The following is a 17,029-nucleotide window of genomic DNA, read 5'->3' on the forward strand; positions in this document are numbered from 1 at the left end:
GTGTTTCCCGCCCGATTCGGCGCTGGGCGCGACCTACATATGGATGGCCCGCTTGCCGACTGCAAGCGCGGCTTCCTTGATGGCCTCCGAGCGGGTCGGGTGCGCGTGGCAGGTGCGCGCGAGATCCTCCGCGCTGCCGCCAAACTCCATGAGAACGGCCGCCTCATGGATCATTTCGCCGGCTTCGCGGCCGATAATGTGCACGCCGAGCACGCGATCGGTCTTCGCATCTGCGAGAATCTTCACAAAGCCGTCGGTGGTCTGGTTGACCTTGGAGCGGCCGTTGGCGGTAAAGGGAAACTTTCCGACGGTATAGGCCACGCCCGCCTGCTTCAGCTCCTCCTCGGTTTTGCCGACGGAGGATACTTCCGGCGTGGTATACACGACGCCTGGGATAACATCGTAGTTCACGTGGCCGGCCTGCCCGGCGATGATCTCGGCAACAGCGACGCCTTCATCTTCGGCCTTGTGCGCGAGCATCGGGCCCGCGACGACGTCGCCGATGGCATAGACGCCCTTCACGCTGGTGGCGAAGTGCGGATCGATCTGCACGCGGCCGCGATTGTCGAGCGCGACGCCGGCTTCCTTCAGGCCCAGCCCCTCCGTGTACGGCACACGGCCGATACAGACGAGAACGACGTCGGCTTCCAGCGTCTCGGCAGCGCCGCCCGCGGCGGGCTCGACCGTCGCCTTCAGCGTCTTGCCGGAGGTGTCCACGCCCGTGACCTTGGCACCCAGCTTGAAGGCAAAGCCCTGCTTCTCCAGGATGCGCTGGAATTGCTTGGCGATCTCGCCGTCCATGCCGGGCAGGATACGGTCGAGGAATTCGACGACGACCACTTCGGCGCCGACACGGTGCCAGACCGAGCCGAGCTCGAGGCCGATCACGCCGGCGCCGACGATCAGCAGCTTGCCGGGGACCTTGTCCAGCGACAGCGCGCCGGTTGACGACACGATGCGCGTCTCGTCGATCTCGATGCCCTTGAGGCGCGCGATGTCCGAGCCGGTCGCGATCACGATGCTCTTGGTTTCGATCACCTGCGACTTGCCGTCGGCGGAGACTTCGACCTTGCCGGTGCCGAGGATCTTGCCGGCGCCCTTGAGCACGTCGATCTTGTTCTTCTTCATCAGGAACTCGACGCCCTTGACGTTGCCGTCGATGCCCTGCTGCTTGAAGTTCATCATCGCAGGCAAATCGAGCTTCGGCGCGGAGACGCTGACGCCCATCTTGGCGAAGGAATGCCCAGCCTCCTCGAACATTTCGGAGGCGTGCAGCAGCGCCTTGGACGGCATGCAGCCGACATTGAGGCAGGTGCCGCCGAGCGTCACGTTCTTTTCGACCACGGCGACTTTCATGCCGAGCTGCGCTGCACGCACCGCGCAGACATAACCGCCCGGTCCGGTGCCGATGACGACGAGATCGTATGCCATGAGAGAAAGTCCCGTAAGTTTAGCGTTGAGGGATGTGTCGGCGTCCGCGCGGCTCGTCAGCGTCCGCCGGACACATCGAGAATGGCTGAGGTGACGTAGGAGGCCTCGTCCGACATCAGCCAGACGATGGCATTGGCGACTTCATCGGCAGTACCGACGCGCTTCATCGGCACCATATGGGCCAGACGATGGGCGCGGTCGGGCTCACCGCCTGCAGCGTGGATTTCGGTGTCGATCAGGCCGGGCCGGATGCCCGCGACGCGAATGCCCTCGCCGGCAACCTCATAGCCGAGGCCGACGGTGAAGGAATCGATCGCGCCCTTGGACGCGGCATAGTCGACATAGGTGTTCGGCGCGCCGAGCTTGGCGGCAACCGACGACAGATTGACGATGACGCCGCCCTGGCCGCCGTGCCTGGTCGACATCCGCCTCACCGCTTCGCGCGCGCAGAGGATGGAGCCGGTGACGTTGACCGCCATCACGCGCTGGATGCGCTCGGCCGACATCTCGTCGACGCGCACGCCGCTGGTTCCGACGATACCGCCATTGTTGACGAGCGCGCCGAGCGTGCCGAACGCGTCCGCAGCCTTGAACAACGCGAGGATGTCGCCTTCCTCGGCGACGTCGCACTTCACCGCGATGGCCTTGCCGTTGCTGGCCGCGATCTCCGCGACCACCTCGTCGGCGGCCGTCTTGTTGCTGGCATAGCCGACGACGATGCGGAAGCCGCGCGCGGCCGCCGCAATCGCGGTCGCGCGGCCAATGCCGCGGCTGCCGCCGGTGATGACAACGACTTTATCGGTCACGCGCGCCTCCATGGTTCGACACGCGCCGTCGCGAAAAGCGACGGCGCTCGCAGAGCATCAGGGATCAGAGATCGAGCACCAGGCGCGCCGGATCTTCCAGGCTCTCCTTGACGCGAACCAGGAAGGTCACGGCTTCCTTGCCGTCGATGACGCGGTGATCGTAGGACAGCGCCAGATACATCATCGGGCGAACCTCGATCTTGCCGCCGACGACCATCGGCCGCTCCTGGATCTTGTGCATGCCGAGGATGCCGGACTGCGGCGCGTTCAGGATCGGGGTCGACATCAGCGAGCCGTAGATGCCGCCATTGGTGATGGTGAAGGTGCCGCCCTGCATCTCGTCGATCTTGAGCTGGCCGTCGCGGGCGCGGCGGCCGAAATCGGCGATGCCCTTCTCGATGTCGGCGATCGACTTGTTGTCGCAGTCGCGCACCACAGGCACGACGAGGCCCTTGTCGGTGCCGACGGCGACGCCGATGTGATAGTAGTTCTTGTAGATCAGATCGGTGCCGTCGATCTCGGCGTTGACGGCCGGGATGTCCTTCAGCCCCTGCACGACGGCCTTGGTGAAGAAGCCCATGAAGCCGAGCTTCGAGCCGTGCTTCTTCTCGAACGCATCCTTGTAGTGGGCGCGCAGCGCCATGACGTTGGTCATGTCGACCTCGTTGAAGGTCGTGAGCATGGCGGCGGTGTTCTGCACGTCCTTGAGGCGGCGCGCGATGGTCTGGCGCAACCGGGTCATCTTGACGCGCTCTTCGCGGGCGGCGTCATCGGCCGGCGAGGGTGCGCGGACCTGAACCGCAGCAGCCGGCTGGTTGACCGGGGTCGGCGCCGAGGCCGCACGCTCGATCGCGGCGAGCATGTCGCCCTTGGTGACGCGGCCGTCCTTGCCGGAGCCGGGAACGGTCGAGGCGTCGACGCCGGTCTCGGCCGAGAGCTTGCGCACGGACGGGGCGAGCGGCGCATCGGCCGGCGGCGCCTTCGCCGCAGCGGGAGCAGCCGCAGCGGCGGCAGCAGGAGCGGCAGCCGCGGGCTTTGCGGGCGCAGCGGCAGCCGGCTTGGCAGCGCCGGCGGCACCTTCGGTAATCTGGCCAAGCAGCGCGCCGACCGCGACGGTGGCACCATCGGCGGCGATGATCTCGCTCAGCGTGCCGGCGGAGGGCGCCGGGACTTCGATGGTCACCTTGTCGGTCTCGAGCTCCACCAAGGGCTCGTCGACGGCGACGGGATCGCCGGCCTTCTTGAACCAGCGGCCGATGGTGGCCTCGGTGACGGATTCGCCGAGGGTCGGCACACGAATTTCAGTCATGGTCTTTTCCTTAAGGAGATCGCCAATGCGGTCGGGAATTTCACAGGTGTCATGCCCCGCGAAGGCGGGGCATCCAGTACTCCGCGGCGTTCGCGGTCATCACGGCCGTCACGGCGTACTGGATCGCCCGCCTTCGCGGGCGATGACAGCGTCCTAAAAAACTTCTCAGCTCAATGCTTCGTCCAGGAACGCCTTCAACTGAGCCTGATGCTTCGACATCAGCCCCGTCGCGGTCGCGGCGGAGGCGGCGCGGCCGACATAACGCGGACGCCGGCTCGCACCGTTCACCTGGTTCAGCACCCATTCCAGATAGGGCTCGATGAAGTGCCAGGCACCCATGTTGCGGGGCTCTTCCTGGCACCACACCACTTCGGCCTTCTTGAAGCGCGACAGCTCGGCCACCAGCGCCTTCAGCGGCACCGGATAGAGCTGCTCGACGCGCATCAGATAGATGTCGTCCATCCCGCGCTTCTCGCGCTCCTCGTAGAGGTCGTAATAGACCTTGCCCGAGCAGAGCACGATGCGGCGGATCTTCTCGTCGGGGACGAGCTTGATCGCTTCGCTCGGCAGCATCTGGGCGTCGTCATAGAGGATGCGGTGGAAGGTCGTTCCCTTCGCGAGCTCCTCGAGACGCGACACCGCCCGCTTGTGACGCAGCAGCGACTTCGGCGTCATCACGATCAGCGGCTTGCGTATCTCGCGGTGGAGCTGCCGGCGCAGCACGTGGAAGTAGTTCGCCGGCGTGGTCGGATAGACCACCTGCATGTTGTCTTCCGCGCACATCTGGAGATAGCGCTCCAGACGCGCCGAGGAGTGCTCCGGCCCCTGGCCTTCATAGCCGTGCGGCAGGAGGCAGACGAGGCCGGACATGCGCAGCCATTTGCGCTCACCCGAGGAGATGAACTGGTCGAACACGACCTGCGCGCCGTTGGCGAAATCGCCGAACTGCGCTTCCCACAGGGTCAACGTGTTCGGCTCGGCGAGCGAATAGCCGTATTCGAAGCCGAGCACGGCTTCTTCAGACAGCAGCGAGTTGATGACCTCGTAATGGCCCTGCTCGTGACCGAGATGGTTGAACGGCGTGTAGCGGCTCTCGTCTTCCTGGTCGATCAGGACCGAGTGGCGCTGCGAGAAGGTGCCGCGCTCCGAATCCTGTCCGGACAGGCGGACATGGTGGTTCTCGTTGAGCAGCGTGCAGAACGCCAGCGCCTCGCCGGTCGCCCAGTCGATGCCCGTGCCGCCGTCGATCGCCTTGGCGCGGTTTTCGAGGAAGCGCTGGATCGTGCGGTGGACGCGGAAACCATCCGGCACCTTGGTGATCTTGCGGCCGATGTCCTTCAGTGCGGTGATGTCGACGCCGGTGACGCCACGCCGCGCGTCTTCTTCCTGATCGGCGATCTTGAAGCCGGCCCATTTGCCGTCGAGCCAGTCGGCCTTGTTGGGCTTGTAGCCGGAGCCGGCTTCGAGCTCGGCATCGAGCCGCGCGCGCCAGTCGGCCTTGGCTTTCTCGACCTCGCCCTCGGTCAGCACGCCTTCACTGATGAGACGGCGGGCGTAGAGCTCGAGCGTCGAGGGATGGGCCGCGATCTTCTTGTACATCACCGGCTGGGTGAAAGCCGGCTCGTCGCCCTCGTTGTGGCCATGCCTGCGGTAGCAGAACATGTCGATGACGACGGGCTTGTGGAATTTCTGCCGGAACTCGGTCGCGACCTTGGCCGCGAACACGACGGCTTCCGGATCGTCGCCGTTGACGTGGAAGATCGGCGCGTCGATCATCTTCGCCACGTCGGACGGGTAAGGCGACGAACGGGAATAACGCGGATAGGTGGTGAAGCCGATCTGGTTGTTGACGATGAAGTGCACGGAGCCGCCGGTGCGGTAGCCCTTCAGGTCCGACAGGCCGAAGCATTCCGCGACCACGCCTTGGCCCGCAAACGCTGCGTCGCCATGCATTAACAGCGGCATCACCGAGATGCGCATATCCGGCGGATCGCCGTGCTGGTCCTGCTTGGCGCGGACTTTGCCGAGCACGACGGGATCGACGATCTCAAGATGCGAGGGGTTGGCGGTCAGCGACAGATGGATGCGGTTGCCGTCGAACTCGCGGTCCGAGGACGCACCGAGGTGATATTTGACGTCGCCCGAGCCTTCGACCGCATCAGGATTGGCCGAACCGCCCTTGAACTCGTGGAACAGCGCGCGATGCGGCTTGCCCATCACCTGGGTCAGCACGTTGAGGCGGCCGCGATGCGGCATGCCCAGCACGACCTCCTTCACGCCGAGATTGCCGCCGCGCTTGATGATCTGCTCGAGCGCGGGGATCAGCGATTCAGCACCGTCCAAGCCGAAGCGCTTGGTGCCGGTGAACTTGGTGTCGCAGAACTTCTCGAAGCCTTCGGCTTCGACCAGCTTCATCAGGATGGCGCGGCGGCCTTCGCGGGTGAAGGAGATTTCCTTGTCCGGCCCCTCGATGCGCTCCTGGATCCACGCCTTCTGCGCCGCGTTCGTAATGTGCATGAACTCGACGCCGAGCGTCTGGCAGTAGGTGCGCTCGCAGATCGCGGTGATTTCGCGCAAGCTGGCGTATTCGAGACCGAGCACATGGTCGAGGAAGATCTTGCGGTCGAAATCGGCTTCGCTGAAGCCGTAGGTCCGCGGGTCGAGCTCTTCGCGATTGCGCTGGGCTTCGATGCCGAGCGGATCGAGCTTGGCGTGGAAGTGACCGCGCATGCGGTAGGAGCGGATCAGCATCAGGGCCCGGACCGAGTCGCGGGTGGCTTGGAGCAGGTCGGCGGAGGAGAGGCCGCCGGCCTTGTCGCCACCCTTGGCCTGCGCCTTGGCCGCGATCTTGGCGCCGACCGTCTTCTCGACTTCCGCCCAATTGCCGTCGAGCGCGGAGGTCAGGTCGTCCTGCGGGGTCAGCGGCCAGTTGGCGCGCTCCCAGGACGGGCCTTGGGCGTTCTTGCTGATGTCACCCGGCTGGTCGTTGAGGCTCTTGAAGAAGTCCTGCCACTCGGCATCCACCGAGGACGGGTCCTTCTCGTAGCGGGCGTAGATTTCGTCGATGTAGGTGGCGTTGGTGCCCTGCAAAAAGGAGGAGAGGGCAAAGGCTGCGTTCGCGTCTTGGCGAGACATGCTTGAGTTCCTGGCGATTTCGGTTCGCGCATAACAAACGGCGCTGGCGCTGGGCTCCCCGGCAGAGGACCAGCGCGACAGGCACCATTTACCCTATTTGCTGCGAAACTTCGCCCGGAAAATTACGAAGATGTGAATCAGCCCTTCAATTTTTCGGCAAGCGTGTGGCCAAGACGAGCGGGAGACGGCGACACTGTAATTCCAGCCGATTTCATCGCGTCGGTCTTGGAACCAGCGTCACCCTTCCCGCCCGAAATGATCGCGCCGGCGTGGCCCATGCGGCGGCCGGGAGGGGCCGTGACACCGGCAATGAAACCGACCATCGGCTTCTTGCGGCCGCGCTTGGCCTCGTCCTTAAGGAACTGGGCGGCGTCCTCCTCGGCGGAACCGCCGATCTCGCCGATCATGATGATCGACTCGGTCTTGGGATCGCCGAGCAGCATTTCCAGCACGTCGATGAACTCGGTTCCCTTGACCGGGTCGCCGCCAATGCCGACCGCCGTGGTTTGGCCGAGGCCTTCCTGGGTGGTCTGGAACACGGCTTCGTAGGTCAGGGTGCCGGAGCGCGAGACGATGCCGACGCTGCCGGTCTTGAAAATGTTGGCCGGCATGATGCCGATCTTGCACTCGCCGGCGGTCATGACACCTGGGCAGTTCGGCCCGATCAGGCGCGACTTGGAGCCGGCCAGCGAACGCTTCACCCTGACCATGTCGATGACCGGGATACCTTCGGTGATGCAGACGATCAGCGGGATCTCGGCGTCGATGGCTTCGCAAATCGCATCGGCCGCGCCCGGCGGCGGCACGTAGATCACCGATGCATCGGCGCCGGTCTTCGCACGCGCCTCGCGCACGGTGTCGAACACCGGCAGGCCCAGATGCGTCGCGCCGCCTTTGCCGGGCGAGGTGCCGCCGACCATCTTGGTGCCATAGGCAATCGCGGCCTCCGAATGGAAGGTGCCGTTCTTGCCGGTAAAGCCCTGGCAGATGACCTTGGTGTTCTTGTCGATCAGGATGGACATGAGGTCTGCTTTCGCGAAACTAACGAGTGAGAGGTCAGTGGATGCGGCGGTAGACGCCGGTGAGCACGTCGGCCCAGCCTTCCGCGTCCGGCGAGAACTGGATCTTCAACGAATAGGAATCGTCGTCGATGATTTCATAGACGTGGCGCGCATTGCCGCGGAGCGAGCCGCGCACCAGCGTCAGGGTCTTGCCGACCCACCCGCCGGAGGCGGGCGAGGGCGGCGTGTAGCCGAGCGAATCGTACCAGAACAATTTGTAGGTCCGGTCTTCGCGGTCGAAAGTGAAGATGCCGTGGGTGGCGAAGCTCTGCTTGCCGTCGCGGGTCTGGACCGAGTCCTGGATCAGGTAGAAGCCATTGAGATCCATGTGGGCCACGACGCGAGAAGTCGCCGTCCCGCCCTCCGTCCACCGCGACGGAAAGACCACCTCTTCGCCATTCCATTCACCGGCGAACGCGGCAAGACGCGCGTGCTCCGGCAGCGGGGATGATGCAGCGAGATGGTCCTGGGTCATGGCCTCAGCCTCCCTTGACGGCCTTCACGATCTTCTGCGCGGCGTCGTCGAGATTGTCGGCCGGCACCACGTTCAGGCCGGATTCACGGATGATCTTCTTGCCCAGCTCGACATTGGTGCCTTCGAGGCGAACCACCAGCGGCACGCTGAGGCCGACTTCACGGACGGCGGCCGTGACGCCCTCGGCGATCACGTCGCACTTCATGATGCCGCCGAAGATGTTGACCAGGATGCCCTTCACGTTGGGATCCGCGGTGATGATCTTGAAGGCGGCCGCGACCTTTTCCTTGCTGGCGCTGCCACCGACGTCGAGGAAGTTCGCCGGCGCCATGCCGTAGAGCTTGATGATGTCCATCGTCGCCATCGCGAGGCCGGCGCCGTTGACCATGCAGCCGATATTGCCGTCGAGGGTGACGTAGTTGAGGTCGTATTTCGACGCTTCGATTTCCTTGGCGTCCTCCTCGGTCTCGTCGCGCAGCGCGAGCACCTCGGGGTGACGGAACAGGGCGTTGTCGTCGAACGACACCTTGGCGTCGAGCACGCGGAGCTGACCCTGCTTGGTCACGACCAGCGGGTTGATCTCCAGCATCGACATGTCCTTGGCGACGAAGGCCGCGTAGAGCTGCGCGGTGAGCTTCTCGGCCTGCTTGGCGAGATCGCCGGAGAGTTTCAGCGCGTTCGCGACGGTGCGGCCGTGATGGCCCATGATGCCGGTCGCGGGATCGATCGAGAAGGTCACGATATTCTCAGGCGTGTTGTGCGCGACGTCCTCGATGTTGACGCCGCCCTCGGTCGACACCACGAAGGAGACGCGGGAGGTCTCGCGGTCGACCAGGATCGAGAGGTAGAATTCCTTGTCGATGTCGGAGCCGTCCTCGATGTAGAGGCGGTTGACCTGCTTGCCGGCGGGTCCGGTCTGGATGGTGACGAGCGTTGCGCCGAGCATCTGCTTGGCGAATTCGGAAACTTCCGCGGCCGACTTGGCGATGCGGACGCCGCCCTTGTCGCCGGCCGAGGCTTCCTTGAACTTGCCCTTGCCGCGGCCGCCGGCGTGGATCTGGCTCTTCACGACCCAGACCGGGCCCGGAAGTGCCTTTGCCGCCGCGTCCGCGTCGGCCGCCTTCAGGACCGGAACGCCCTTGGAGATCGCGACGCCGAACTCGTTCAGCAGCGCTTTGGCCTGATATTCATGGATATTCATATGGTCGCTCCCTGAACCCGCGGGCGGTGACCTCGTAGGCCCACCTCAGTCTTGTGGCTGGCATACCATATACCACAGGAACTGCAACCCGGATTCTCTGACATCGATCTCTGGACTTGCGGACCAGGACCCGCCGCAACCTTAAACAAGGTTTGGCGGAACCCCGGAAATGAAACCGCCGAAGACCGGGCTTCGGTCTTCGGCGGAATATTTGACCTTAGCGGCCCAGAAGATCCGGTGCGATCTTCTTGCAGGCGTCAACCAGACCCTGCACTGCGCCGACCGACTTGTCGAAGGCTTCGCGGTCCTTGCCGACGAGCTCGATCTCGACGACGCGCTCGACACCCTTGGAGCCGATTACGACGGGCACGCCGACATACATGTCCTTCACGCCGTATTCGCCGTTCAGGTAGGCGGCCGAGGCCAGCACGCGCTTCTTGTCACGCAGATAGCTCTCGGCCATCGCGATCGCGGAAGCCGCCGGCGCGTAGAAGGCCGAGCCGGTCTTGAGCAGATTGACGATCTCGGCGCCGCCGTTGCGGGTGCGGTCGACGATCTCGTCGAGGCGCGCCTGCGAGGTCCAGCCCATCTTGACGAGATCGGGCAGCGGGATGCCGGCAACGGTGGAGTATTTTACCAGCGGCACCATGGTGTCGCCATGGCCGCCCAGCACGAAGGCGGTGACGTCTTCGACCGAAACGTTGAACTCGTCGGCCAGGAAGTAGCGGAAGCGCGACGAATCCAGCACGCCGGCCATGCCGACGACCTTCTTGTGCGGCAGGCCGCTAGCCTTCTGCAGCGCCCAGACCATCGCGTCGAGCGGGTTGGTGATGCAGATGACGAAGGCGTCGGGGGCGTACTTCTTGATGCCCGCACCGACCTGTTCCATGACCTTGAGGTTGATCGAGAGGAGGTCGTCGCGGCTCATGCCGGGCTTGCGCGGCACGCCGGCGGTGACGATGCAGACCTTTGCGTTGTCGAGCGCCTCGTAGGAGTTGGCGCCGGTGTAGTGCGCGTCAAAGCCGTCGACCGGCGAGGACTGCGCGATGTCGAGCGCCTTGCCCTGCGGCACGCCCTCGGCGATGTCGAACATCACCACGTCGCCCAGCTCTTTCAGGCCGATGAGATGAGCCAGCGTTCCGCCGATCTGACCGGAGCCAATCAAAGCAATCTTGTCGCGCGCCATGTGAGCCTGTCCTTTAGACACGTAAGGAGGGGAAAACTGAGACGGGTGGTTATCCCTTTCGCCTCCCCCGTTCAAGTCACGGCTTGCCCAATTGTCGGGCTTGCCGCGTATTCGAGCGCAACCTCGTCATTCCGGGGCTTGGGAAGCGTCGAGCCCGGAATGACAGCGCTGGCAAATAGGACTTAAGTCTCGCCCAAGCCCTTTACGTCTCAACCAAACCTTTGGTCGAGCCGCTGGCGGTGGAATCCTTGCGGCCGTGGGGCAGCGCCAGATAGGATTCCGAGCTCATTTCGATCAGGCGCGAGGCGGTGCGCTTGAACTCGTTGGCCTCGTTGCCCTCGTTGGCAAGATAGAGCGAGATCGGGTTGGCATCGGCCGAGGCCATCAGCTTCACGGCATTGTCATAGAGCGTGTCGATCAGCGTGATGAAGCGCTTGGCGGCGTTGCGCTGGGAGAAATCCATCACTGGAATATGGTCGACCAGGATGGTGTGATAATCATGCGCCAGCCTGAGATAGTCCGACGCCCCGAGCGGCTTCTCGCAGAGATCGGCGAACGCGAAGCGCGCCACGCCGTGGGCCGAGCACGGCACGTGCAGGGTGCGGCCCTTGATCGAAATATCCCGCGACTTGCATTTGGCGCCGCCTGACATCTTCGACCAGGCACGGTCGAGCGCGGCGTCCGCCTCAGTGTCTGCCGGCGTCAGCCACATCGGCACGCCCTGAAGCTTTTCCAACCGGAAGTCGGTGCGCGCGTCGAGCCGCAGCACGTCCATGTGATCGGTGATCTGCCTGATGAAGGGAAGGAACAGCGAACGGTTCAGACCACCCTTGTAGAGGTCGTCAGGCGCGACGTTGGAGGTCGCGACCACCACGGTGCCGAGCTCCAGCAGCTTTGCGAACAGGCGGCCGAGGATCATCGCGTCCGCAATGTCGGTGACGTGGAATTCGTCGAAACAAAGCAGCCAGCTCTCCTCGAAGATCGCATGCGCGGTCAGCGCGATGACGTCGCCGTCAGCGATCTCGCCGCGCGCGATGCCCTGGCGAAAATCGTAGATGCGCTCGTGCACCTCGGCCATGAATTCGTGGAAATGCGCGCGCCGCTTGTGCTCGACGGTCGAGTGCTGGAAGAACAGATCCATCAGCATGGTCTTGCCGCGACCGACCTCGCCATGGACGTAGAGTCCGTGGGGCGCCTCGTCCTTGTCGCTGCTGAACAGGCGGCTGAGCAGGCCCTGCTTGCGCGCCGGCTTGTAGTCGGCGAGCCGCTGGTCGAGCGCCGCATAGGCGTCGGCAATTTCGGCCTGCGCAGCATCGGGCTCGATCGCGCCGGACGCGATCTGGGCCTGATAGGCCTCGCGGAATGAGGAACTGGGGGTCGAGAGCATGCTCTTTACCGCCAGAGATGAGCGGAAATTGCAAGCCGTGAATTAGGGCGGGGCGCTATGCGTTCGGTGTCCCGGACGCGCTACAGCGTGCAACGCTGCTGCGCAGAGCCGGGACCCACCATTTGGTACATCGATCGTGGAGCGATGGGCCCCGGCTCTGCAGCGCACCGCTTCGCGCTGCGCAGCGTCCGGGGCACGAGAGCTTCGCTACTCACACAGCTCGTACGCGTCCTCGACCACATACGGGCCGCCGCCGGTTGAGGCGCGGGACGAGAACAAAACAAAACGCTCGGCCGTGAACGCCTTGCTGGGAAAATAGCCGCGCAGCGAGAGATAATCGGCGACGTCACGGTCAGTGGCGTCGTGCAGCCGGGCCAGCGTGACATGCGGGATGAACTTGCGGCCTTCCGGGTCGAGGCCGATCCGTTGCATCAGGCGCTCGAGCTCGGCCTGCAATTCCATCAGCGGCTTGCTCGGCACGATGGTGGCGACCACCGCGCGCGGCTTGCGTCCGCCGAAACTCTGCAAACCCTGCACCTTCACCTCGAACGGCTTGCGATCGACGCGAAACAGCATCGAGGCGATTTCGTTGGCGGACATGCCGTCGATATTGCCGATGAAGCGCAGGGTGACGTGGTAATTCTCGGGATCGATCCAGCGGGCGCCGGGAAGGCCGCCCCGCAAATTGGAAAGCGACTGGCCAATCTCGGCCGGAATTTCCAGACCAGTGAACAAACGCGGCATCGTTTCGCACTCCCGATGCTTGGGCATGATCCCAGGGCAAGATCATATCCAAATTTTAGAGCCGGCGACGAATCACCGGTACCTTAATTCCTATCGCAGTTGTGTGACTCTGCGAAGCATCGCGCGCCTCACCCCGGTAAAACCCTGGGAATTACGGTCGGCGCTGCCTGCTTTTCAACGCCGCTGCTCAGCTATCGTGCCAATGAATGCCTCAACCGTGGGCAAGATATTCTTGACGATGATGTCGACGCCGGCCGCGGTCGGATGAATGCCGTCGGCCTGGTTGAGCTTGGCATCGGCCGCGACACCGTCGAGAAAAAACGGATAGAGCGGCACGCCAAATTTTTTCGCCAGATCCGGATAAATCGAATTGAAGCGCGCGGCATAGTCCGCGCCGTAATTCGGCGGCGCCAGCATGCCGCACAGCATCACCTCGATCTTGCGCGCCTTGAGGCGCAGGACGATCTCGGTCAGCGCGGCGCGCGTCAAATCGGGATCGATGCCACGCAGCGCATCGTTGGCGCCGAGCTCGATGATCACACCGTCGGTTCCGTCGGGGACCGACCAGTCGAGCCGGTCACGGCCCCCCGAGGAGGTGTCGCCGGACACCCCGGCATTGGTCATGTCGACCACTATGCCTTTGTCTTGCAAAGCTTTTTGAAGCTTGGTGGGGAACGCTTGCTGGGCCGGGAGGCCGAGGCCGGCGCTCAGGGAATCGCCGAGAACCACCAGCTTGATCGGCTTCGCCGCCTCGGCCCATGCCGGAGCCCATGCCGGATTTGCGACCGTCATCAAAGCGAACATCAACACGGCTATGTGCATGAACAATCCGTAACGCCTCTCGACCGCGCGTACGGAGTTGCCATATGACCGGACCATGGATACTCGCATCTCTTCCTCTTCGCTCGCCGACAGTTCGGCCGACACCATCGCCATCTCCAACGTCAATCTGTCATTGGGTACGGGCGCGGCACGCGTTCACATTCTCAAGGATATCAGCTTGCGCGTGGGCCGGAGCGAGACGATCGGCCTGATCGGCCCGTCAGGCTCGGGCAAATCCACGCTGCTGATGGTGATGGCGGGGCTGGAGCGTCCTGATAGCGGAGAGGTGGTGGTCAGCGGCACGCCTTTCAATGCCCTCGACGAGGACGCGCTGGCCCGCTTCCGCGGCCGCCAGGTCGGCATCGTCTTCCAGTCCTTCCACCTGATCCCGACGATGACCGCGCTGGAGAACGTCGCCGTGCCGCTCGAGCTTGCGGGCAATCCCGACGCCGCAACGCGCGCGGCGCAGGAGCTGCAATCGGTCGGGCTCGGCGACCGTCTGCATCATTATCCGACGCAGCTCTCCGGCGGCGAGCAGCAGCGCGTCGCGCTGGCCCGCGCGCTGGCACCCGATCCCGCGATCCTCGTTGCCGACGAGCCGACCGGCAATCTCGACGAAGCCACGGGACAACAGATCGTCGACCTCCTGTTCAGCAAGCATGCCGAGCGCGGCATGACGCTGGTGCTGGTCACGCATGATTCGTCGCTCGCGCATCGCTGCGATCGCGTGATCCGCCTGCGCTCCGGGCGCATCGACACGCAGTCGGCGCCGGCATGAGCGCTGCTGCCGAACCGTTCGCGAAGCCCAACGGCGTCGCACTGTCGCTGCGCTACGCGCTGCGCGAATTGCGCGGCGGCCTGCGCGGCTTCTACGTCTTCATCGCCTGCATCGCGCTCGGCGTGATGGCCATCGCCGGTGTCGGCTCGGTCTCGGCGAGCCTGAGCGACGGCCTCGCCCGCGAGGGCCGTACGCTGCTCGGCGGCGACGTGTCGTTCGTCCTGTTTCAGCGCGAGGCGAAGCCGGAGGAAGTCGCCTTCCTGCGTTCGCGCGGCACCGTCTCGAGCGCCGCCACACTGCGCGGCATGGCGCGCTCGGCCGAGGGCAAGCTGGCGCTGGTCGAGATGAAGGCGGTCGACGACACCTATCCGATGCTCGGCCAGTTGACGCTGGCGCCGCCGCTGCCGATGTCCGACCTGCTCGCGGAGCGCGACGGCGCGTTCGGCGCGGCCGCCGATCCGACACTGCTGGCGCGGCTGTCGCTCAAGACCGGCGATCGCGTCACCGTCGGGGCTGCCACGTTCCAGATCCGCAGCGCCGTCGAAGCCGAGCCCGACAAGCTCGCCGGCGGCATCGGCTTCGGCCCGCGCTTCCTGATCAGCGAAGCGGGCCTCCGCGCCACCGGGCTGGTCCAGCCCGGCAGCCTGGTGCGCTGGGTCTATCGTGTGAAACTGCCGGAGATCGCCAATAGCGAGCGCGCCACCGACGCCTTCATCGCGGACGCGCGCAACGCCGCGCCGCAGGCCGGCTGGGAGGTCCGCAGCCGCTCCAATGCCTCGCCACAGCTCGAGCGCAACATCAACCGCTTCACGCAGTTCCTGACGCTAGTCGGCCTCGCCGCGCTGCTGGTCGGTGGCGTCGGCGTCGCCAATGCCGTCAAGGCCCATATCGACCACAAGCTCGAGGTGATCGCGGCCTTCAAGGCCGTCGGCGCCACCGGGCGCGACGTGTTCGGCATCTATCTCGCCCAGGTGCTCCTGCTCGCCGCGATCGGCTCGGCGATCGGCCTCGCGCTCGGCGCCGCCATGCCCTTCGCGATCGTCGGCCTGTTCGGCAAGCTACTGCCGCTGCCGGTGGTGCCGGCGGTGCATGCCGACGAGCTCGCGCTGTCGTTCGTCTACGGGCTGCTCACGGCGCTTGCCTTCGGCCTGTGGCCGCTCGGGCGGGTGCACGACGTGCCGGTGGCCGCCCTGTTCCGCGACACCATCAGCTCGGAATGGCATCGGCCACGCTGGAGTTATCTCGTCTTCATGGCTGTCGTGATCGCGCTGCTCATCGCGGTGGTGATCGGGCTGTCCTTCGACAAGCGCATCGCCGCCGTGTTCGTGGCCTCCTCCGTGGTCGTGTTCGCGTTGCTGCGCGGCATTGCCGCCCTGTTGATGACGATCGCGCGGCGGCTGCCGCGCACGCGCTGGCCGATGCTGCGACTTGCGATCGCCAACATCCACCGGCCGGGCGCGTTGACGCCCTCGGTCGTGCTGTCGCTGGGCCTCGGGCTCGCCGTGCTCGTCACCATCACCCAGATCGACGGCAATCTGCGCCGGCAGTTCCTGGCGGCACTGCCCGAGCACGCGCCATCGTTCTTCTTCATCGATATTCCGAGCACGCAGGCCGAGCAGTTCGACTCATATCTGCGCCAGATCGCCCCTGGCGCGACGGTCGATGACGTCCCGATGCTGCGCGGGCGCATCGTCGGAGCCCGTGGCGTCCGCGCCGAAGAGCTCAAGCCCAGCACCGATTCCGAGTGGGTGCTGCAGAGCGACCGTGGCCTGACCTATACCGCCGAGCTGCCGAAAGGCTCCAAGGTGGTCGAGGGCGAGTGGTGGAGCGCCGATTATTCCGGCCCGCCGCTGGTTTCGATGGAGAAGAAGATCGCGGACGGGCTTGGCCTCAAGCTCGGCGACGAGGTCGTGGTCAATATCCTCGGCCGCGACATCCCCGCGAAGATCAGCAATCTGCGCAGCATCGACTGGCAGGGCCTCGGCATCAATTTCGTCCTGGTGTTCTCGCCGAACGCCTTCAAGGGCGCGCCGCACACCCATATCGCGACTCTGACGGAAGCCGGCGGCGATGCGGCCGGCGACGGCAAGATCATCAAGGAGGTCGCTGACGCCTATCCGATGGTGACGAGCGTGCGCGTGCGCGAGGTGATGGAGACGGTCGGCTCGGTCGTGACCAACCTGGCGCTGGCGATCCGCGGCGCCAGCGCTGTGACCCTGATCTCGGCGATCCTGGTGTTGGGCGGCGCGCTCGCCGCCGGCCACCGCCACCGGGTCTACGATGCGGTGATCCTCAAAACGCTGGGTGCGACCCGGCTGCGGCTGCTCGGCGCCTATGCGCTCGAATACCTCTTGATCGGGCTTGCAACCGCAATGTTCGGCGTTTTCGCCGGCAGCGTCGCGGCCTGGATGATCGTGACCCGACTGATGACCCTCACCTTCGTCTGGCAGGGCGGCAGCGCCGCCGGCGTGGTCGCGGCTGCCTTGGTCGTCACGGTCGGCCTGGGTCTCGCCGGCACGCTGCTGGCGTTGAACAAAAAGCCCGCCACGGTGTTGCGGAATTTGTGACAAATGGTAGCGGGCGGCGGCACGGGAGCGAAATCGCACGATTCCGGGGATTAACCACGTCCGCTCGTCTGGATTGCAGGGAAGGGCGACATTCAGCCGCGCGTGGACGGTTGCAGCGGATGTGTTA

13 protein-coding genes are annotated in these 17,029 nt (G+C 64.9%); 2 read left to right on the top strand and 11 right to left on the bottom strand.

Going from position 1 to position 17,029, the window contains the following annotated elements:
- Positions 1-33: 33 nt before the first annotated feature.
- The 11 genes from lpdA to IVA75_RS10365 form a co-directional block, all read right to left on the bottom strand.
- A complete protein-coding gene (gene lpdA, locus IVA75_RS10315) occupies positions 34-1,431 on the bottom strand; it encodes a dihydrolipoyl dehydrogenase (RefSeq protein ID WP_247284917.1) in 1,398 nt (465 codons plus the stop codon).
- A gap of 56 nt (positions 1,432-1,487) precedes the next feature.
- The gene (locus tag IVA75_RS10320; RefSeq protein ID WP_247284918.1) at positions 1,488-2,237 is read right to left on the bottom strand and encodes an SDR family oxidoreductase; all 750 of its coding nucleotides are present in this window, start codon (positions 2,235-2,237) and stop codon (positions 1,488-1,490) included.
- A gap of 64 nt (positions 2,238-2,301) precedes the next feature.
- Entirely contained in the window at positions 2,302-3,546 is a 1,245-nt protein-coding gene (odhB, locus tag IVA75_RS10325) for a 2-oxoglutarate dehydrogenase complex dihydrolipoyllysine-residue succinyltransferase (protein ID WP_247284919.1), read from the bottom strand.
- Positions 3,547-3,711: 165 nt separating this feature from the next.
- A complete protein-coding gene (locus IVA75_RS10330; RefSeq protein ID WP_027566402.1) occupies positions 3,712-6,681 on the bottom strand; it encodes a 2-oxoglutarate dehydrogenase E1 component in 2,970 nt (989 codons plus the stop codon).
- 137 nt (positions 6,682-6,818) lie between these two features.
- Positions 6,819-7,703: a succinate--CoA ligase subunit alpha gene (sucD, locus tag IVA75_RS10335; protein WP_247284920.1), complete on the bottom strand. Its 885-nt coding sequence runs from the start codon at positions 7,701-7,703 to the stop codon at positions 6,819-6,821.
- A 34-nt stretch (positions 7,704-7,737) separates the two neighbouring features.
- Positions 7,738-8,217 carry a DUF1579 family protein gene (locus IVA75_RS10340; protein ID WP_007604324.1) on the bottom strand — a complete coding sequence of 160 codons (480 nt, stop codon included), beginning with the start codon at positions 8,215-8,217 and terminating at the stop codon, positions 7,738-7,740.
- Between the two features lie 4 nt (positions 8,218-8,221).
- Complete coding sequence (gene sucC / locus IVA75_RS10345) at positions 8,222-9,418, bottom strand: ADP-forming succinate--CoA ligase subunit beta (protein ID WP_247284921.1); 1,197 nt, start codon at positions 9,416-9,418, stop codon at positions 8,222-8,224.
- Between the two features lie 217 nt (positions 9,419-9,635).
- Positions 9,636-10,604 carry a malate dehydrogenase gene (mdh, locus tag IVA75_RS10350; RefSeq protein WP_007598869.1) on the bottom strand — a complete coding sequence of 323 codons (969 nt, stop codon included), beginning with the start codon at positions 10,602-10,604 and terminating at the stop codon, positions 9,636-9,638.
- Between the two features lie 202 nt (positions 10,605-10,806).
- On the bottom strand, positions 10,807-11,991 hold the full coding sequence (gene zapE / locus IVA75_RS10355; protein ID WP_027566398.1) for a cell division protein ZapE: 1,185 nt from the start codon (positions 11,989-11,991) through the stop codon (positions 10,807-10,809).
- 207 nt (positions 11,992-12,198) lie between these two features.
- A complete protein-coding gene (thpR, locus tag IVA75_RS10360; protein WP_007598862.1) occupies positions 12,199-12,735 on the bottom strand; it encodes an RNA 2',3'-cyclic phosphodiesterase in 537 nt (178 codons plus the stop codon).
- A 174-nt stretch (positions 12,736-12,909) separates the two neighbouring features.
- Positions 12,910-13,557 (bottom strand): arylesterase, encoded by a 648-nt coding sequence (locus tag IVA75_RS10365; RefSeq protein ID WP_247285451.1) that lies wholly within the window; start codon positions 13,555-13,557, stop codon positions 12,910-12,912.
- Between the two features lie 55 nt (positions 13,558-13,612).
- Between IVA75_RS10365 and IVA75_RS10370 the strand changes: the two genes are divergently transcribed.
- Positions 13,613-14,335, top strand: coding sequence for an ABC transporter ATP-binding protein (locus IVA75_RS10370; RefSeq protein ID WP_027566396.1), 723 nt, complete (start codon positions 13,613-13,615; stop codon positions 14,333-14,335).
- Entirely contained in the window at positions 14,332-16,902 is a 2,571-nt protein-coding gene (locus IVA75_RS10375) for an FtsX-like permease family protein (RefSeq protein ID WP_247284922.1), read from the top strand. The genes IVA75_RS10370 and IVA75_RS10375 overlap by 4 nt, the downstream gene beginning before the upstream one ends.
- The last annotated feature ends 127 nt before the right edge of the window (positions 16,903-17,029 follow it).

Origin of the sequence: Bradyrhizobium sp. 134 (assembly GCF_023074155.1) — a bacterium.
Lineage (GTDB): Bacteria > Pseudomonadota > Alphaproteobacteria > Rhizobiales > Xanthobacteraceae > Bradyrhizobium.

Excerpts from the sequence above, each read along its gene's own strand:
- IVA75_RS10330 (WP_027566402.1), bottom strand. The coding sequence starts at position 6,681 with ATGTCTCGCCAAGACGCGAACGCAGCCTTTGCCCTCTCCTCCTTTTTG.
- zapE (WP_027566398.1), bottom strand. The coding sequence starts at position 11,991 with ATGCTCTCGACCCCCAGTTCCTCATTCCGCGAGGCCTATCAGGCCCAG.
- thpR (WP_007598862.1), bottom strand. The coding sequence starts at position 12,735 with ATGCCGCGTTTGTTCACTGGTCTGGAAATTCCGGCCGAGATTGGCCAG.
- IVA75_RS10340 (WP_007604324.1), bottom strand. The coding sequence starts at position 8,217 with ATGACCCAGGACCATCTCGCTGCATCATCCCCGCTGCCGGAGCACGCG.
- mdh (WP_007598869.1), bottom strand. The coding sequence starts at position 10,604 with ATGGCGCGCGACAAGATTGCTTTGATTGGCTCCGGTCAGATCGGCGGA.
- IVA75_RS10365 (WP_247285451.1), bottom strand. The coding sequence starts at position 13,557 with ATGCACATAGCCGTGTTGATGTTCGCTTTGATGACGGTCGCAAATCCG.
- IVA75_RS10375 (WP_247284922.1), top strand. The coding sequence starts at position 14,332 with ATGAGCGCTGCTGCCGAACCGTTCGCGAAGCCCAACGGCGTCGCACTG.
- sucC (WP_247284921.1), bottom strand. The coding sequence starts at position 9,418 with ATGAATATCCATGAATATCAGGCCAAAGCGCTGCTGAACGAGTTCGGC.
- odhB (WP_247284919.1), bottom strand. The coding sequence starts at position 3,546 with ATGACTGAAATTCGTGTGCCGACCCTCGGCGAATCCGTCACCGAGGCC.
- IVA75_RS10370 (WP_027566396.1), top strand. The coding sequence starts at position 13,613 with ATGGATACTCGCATCTCTTCCTCTTCGCTCGCCGACAGTTCGGCCGAC.
- lpdA (WP_247284917.1), bottom strand. The coding sequence starts at position 1,431 with ATGGCATACGATCTCGTCGTCATCGGCACCGGACCGGGCGGTTATGTC.
- sucD (WP_247284920.1), bottom strand. The coding sequence starts at position 7,703 with ATGTCCATCCTGATCGACAAGAACACCAAGGTCATCTGCCAGGGCTTT.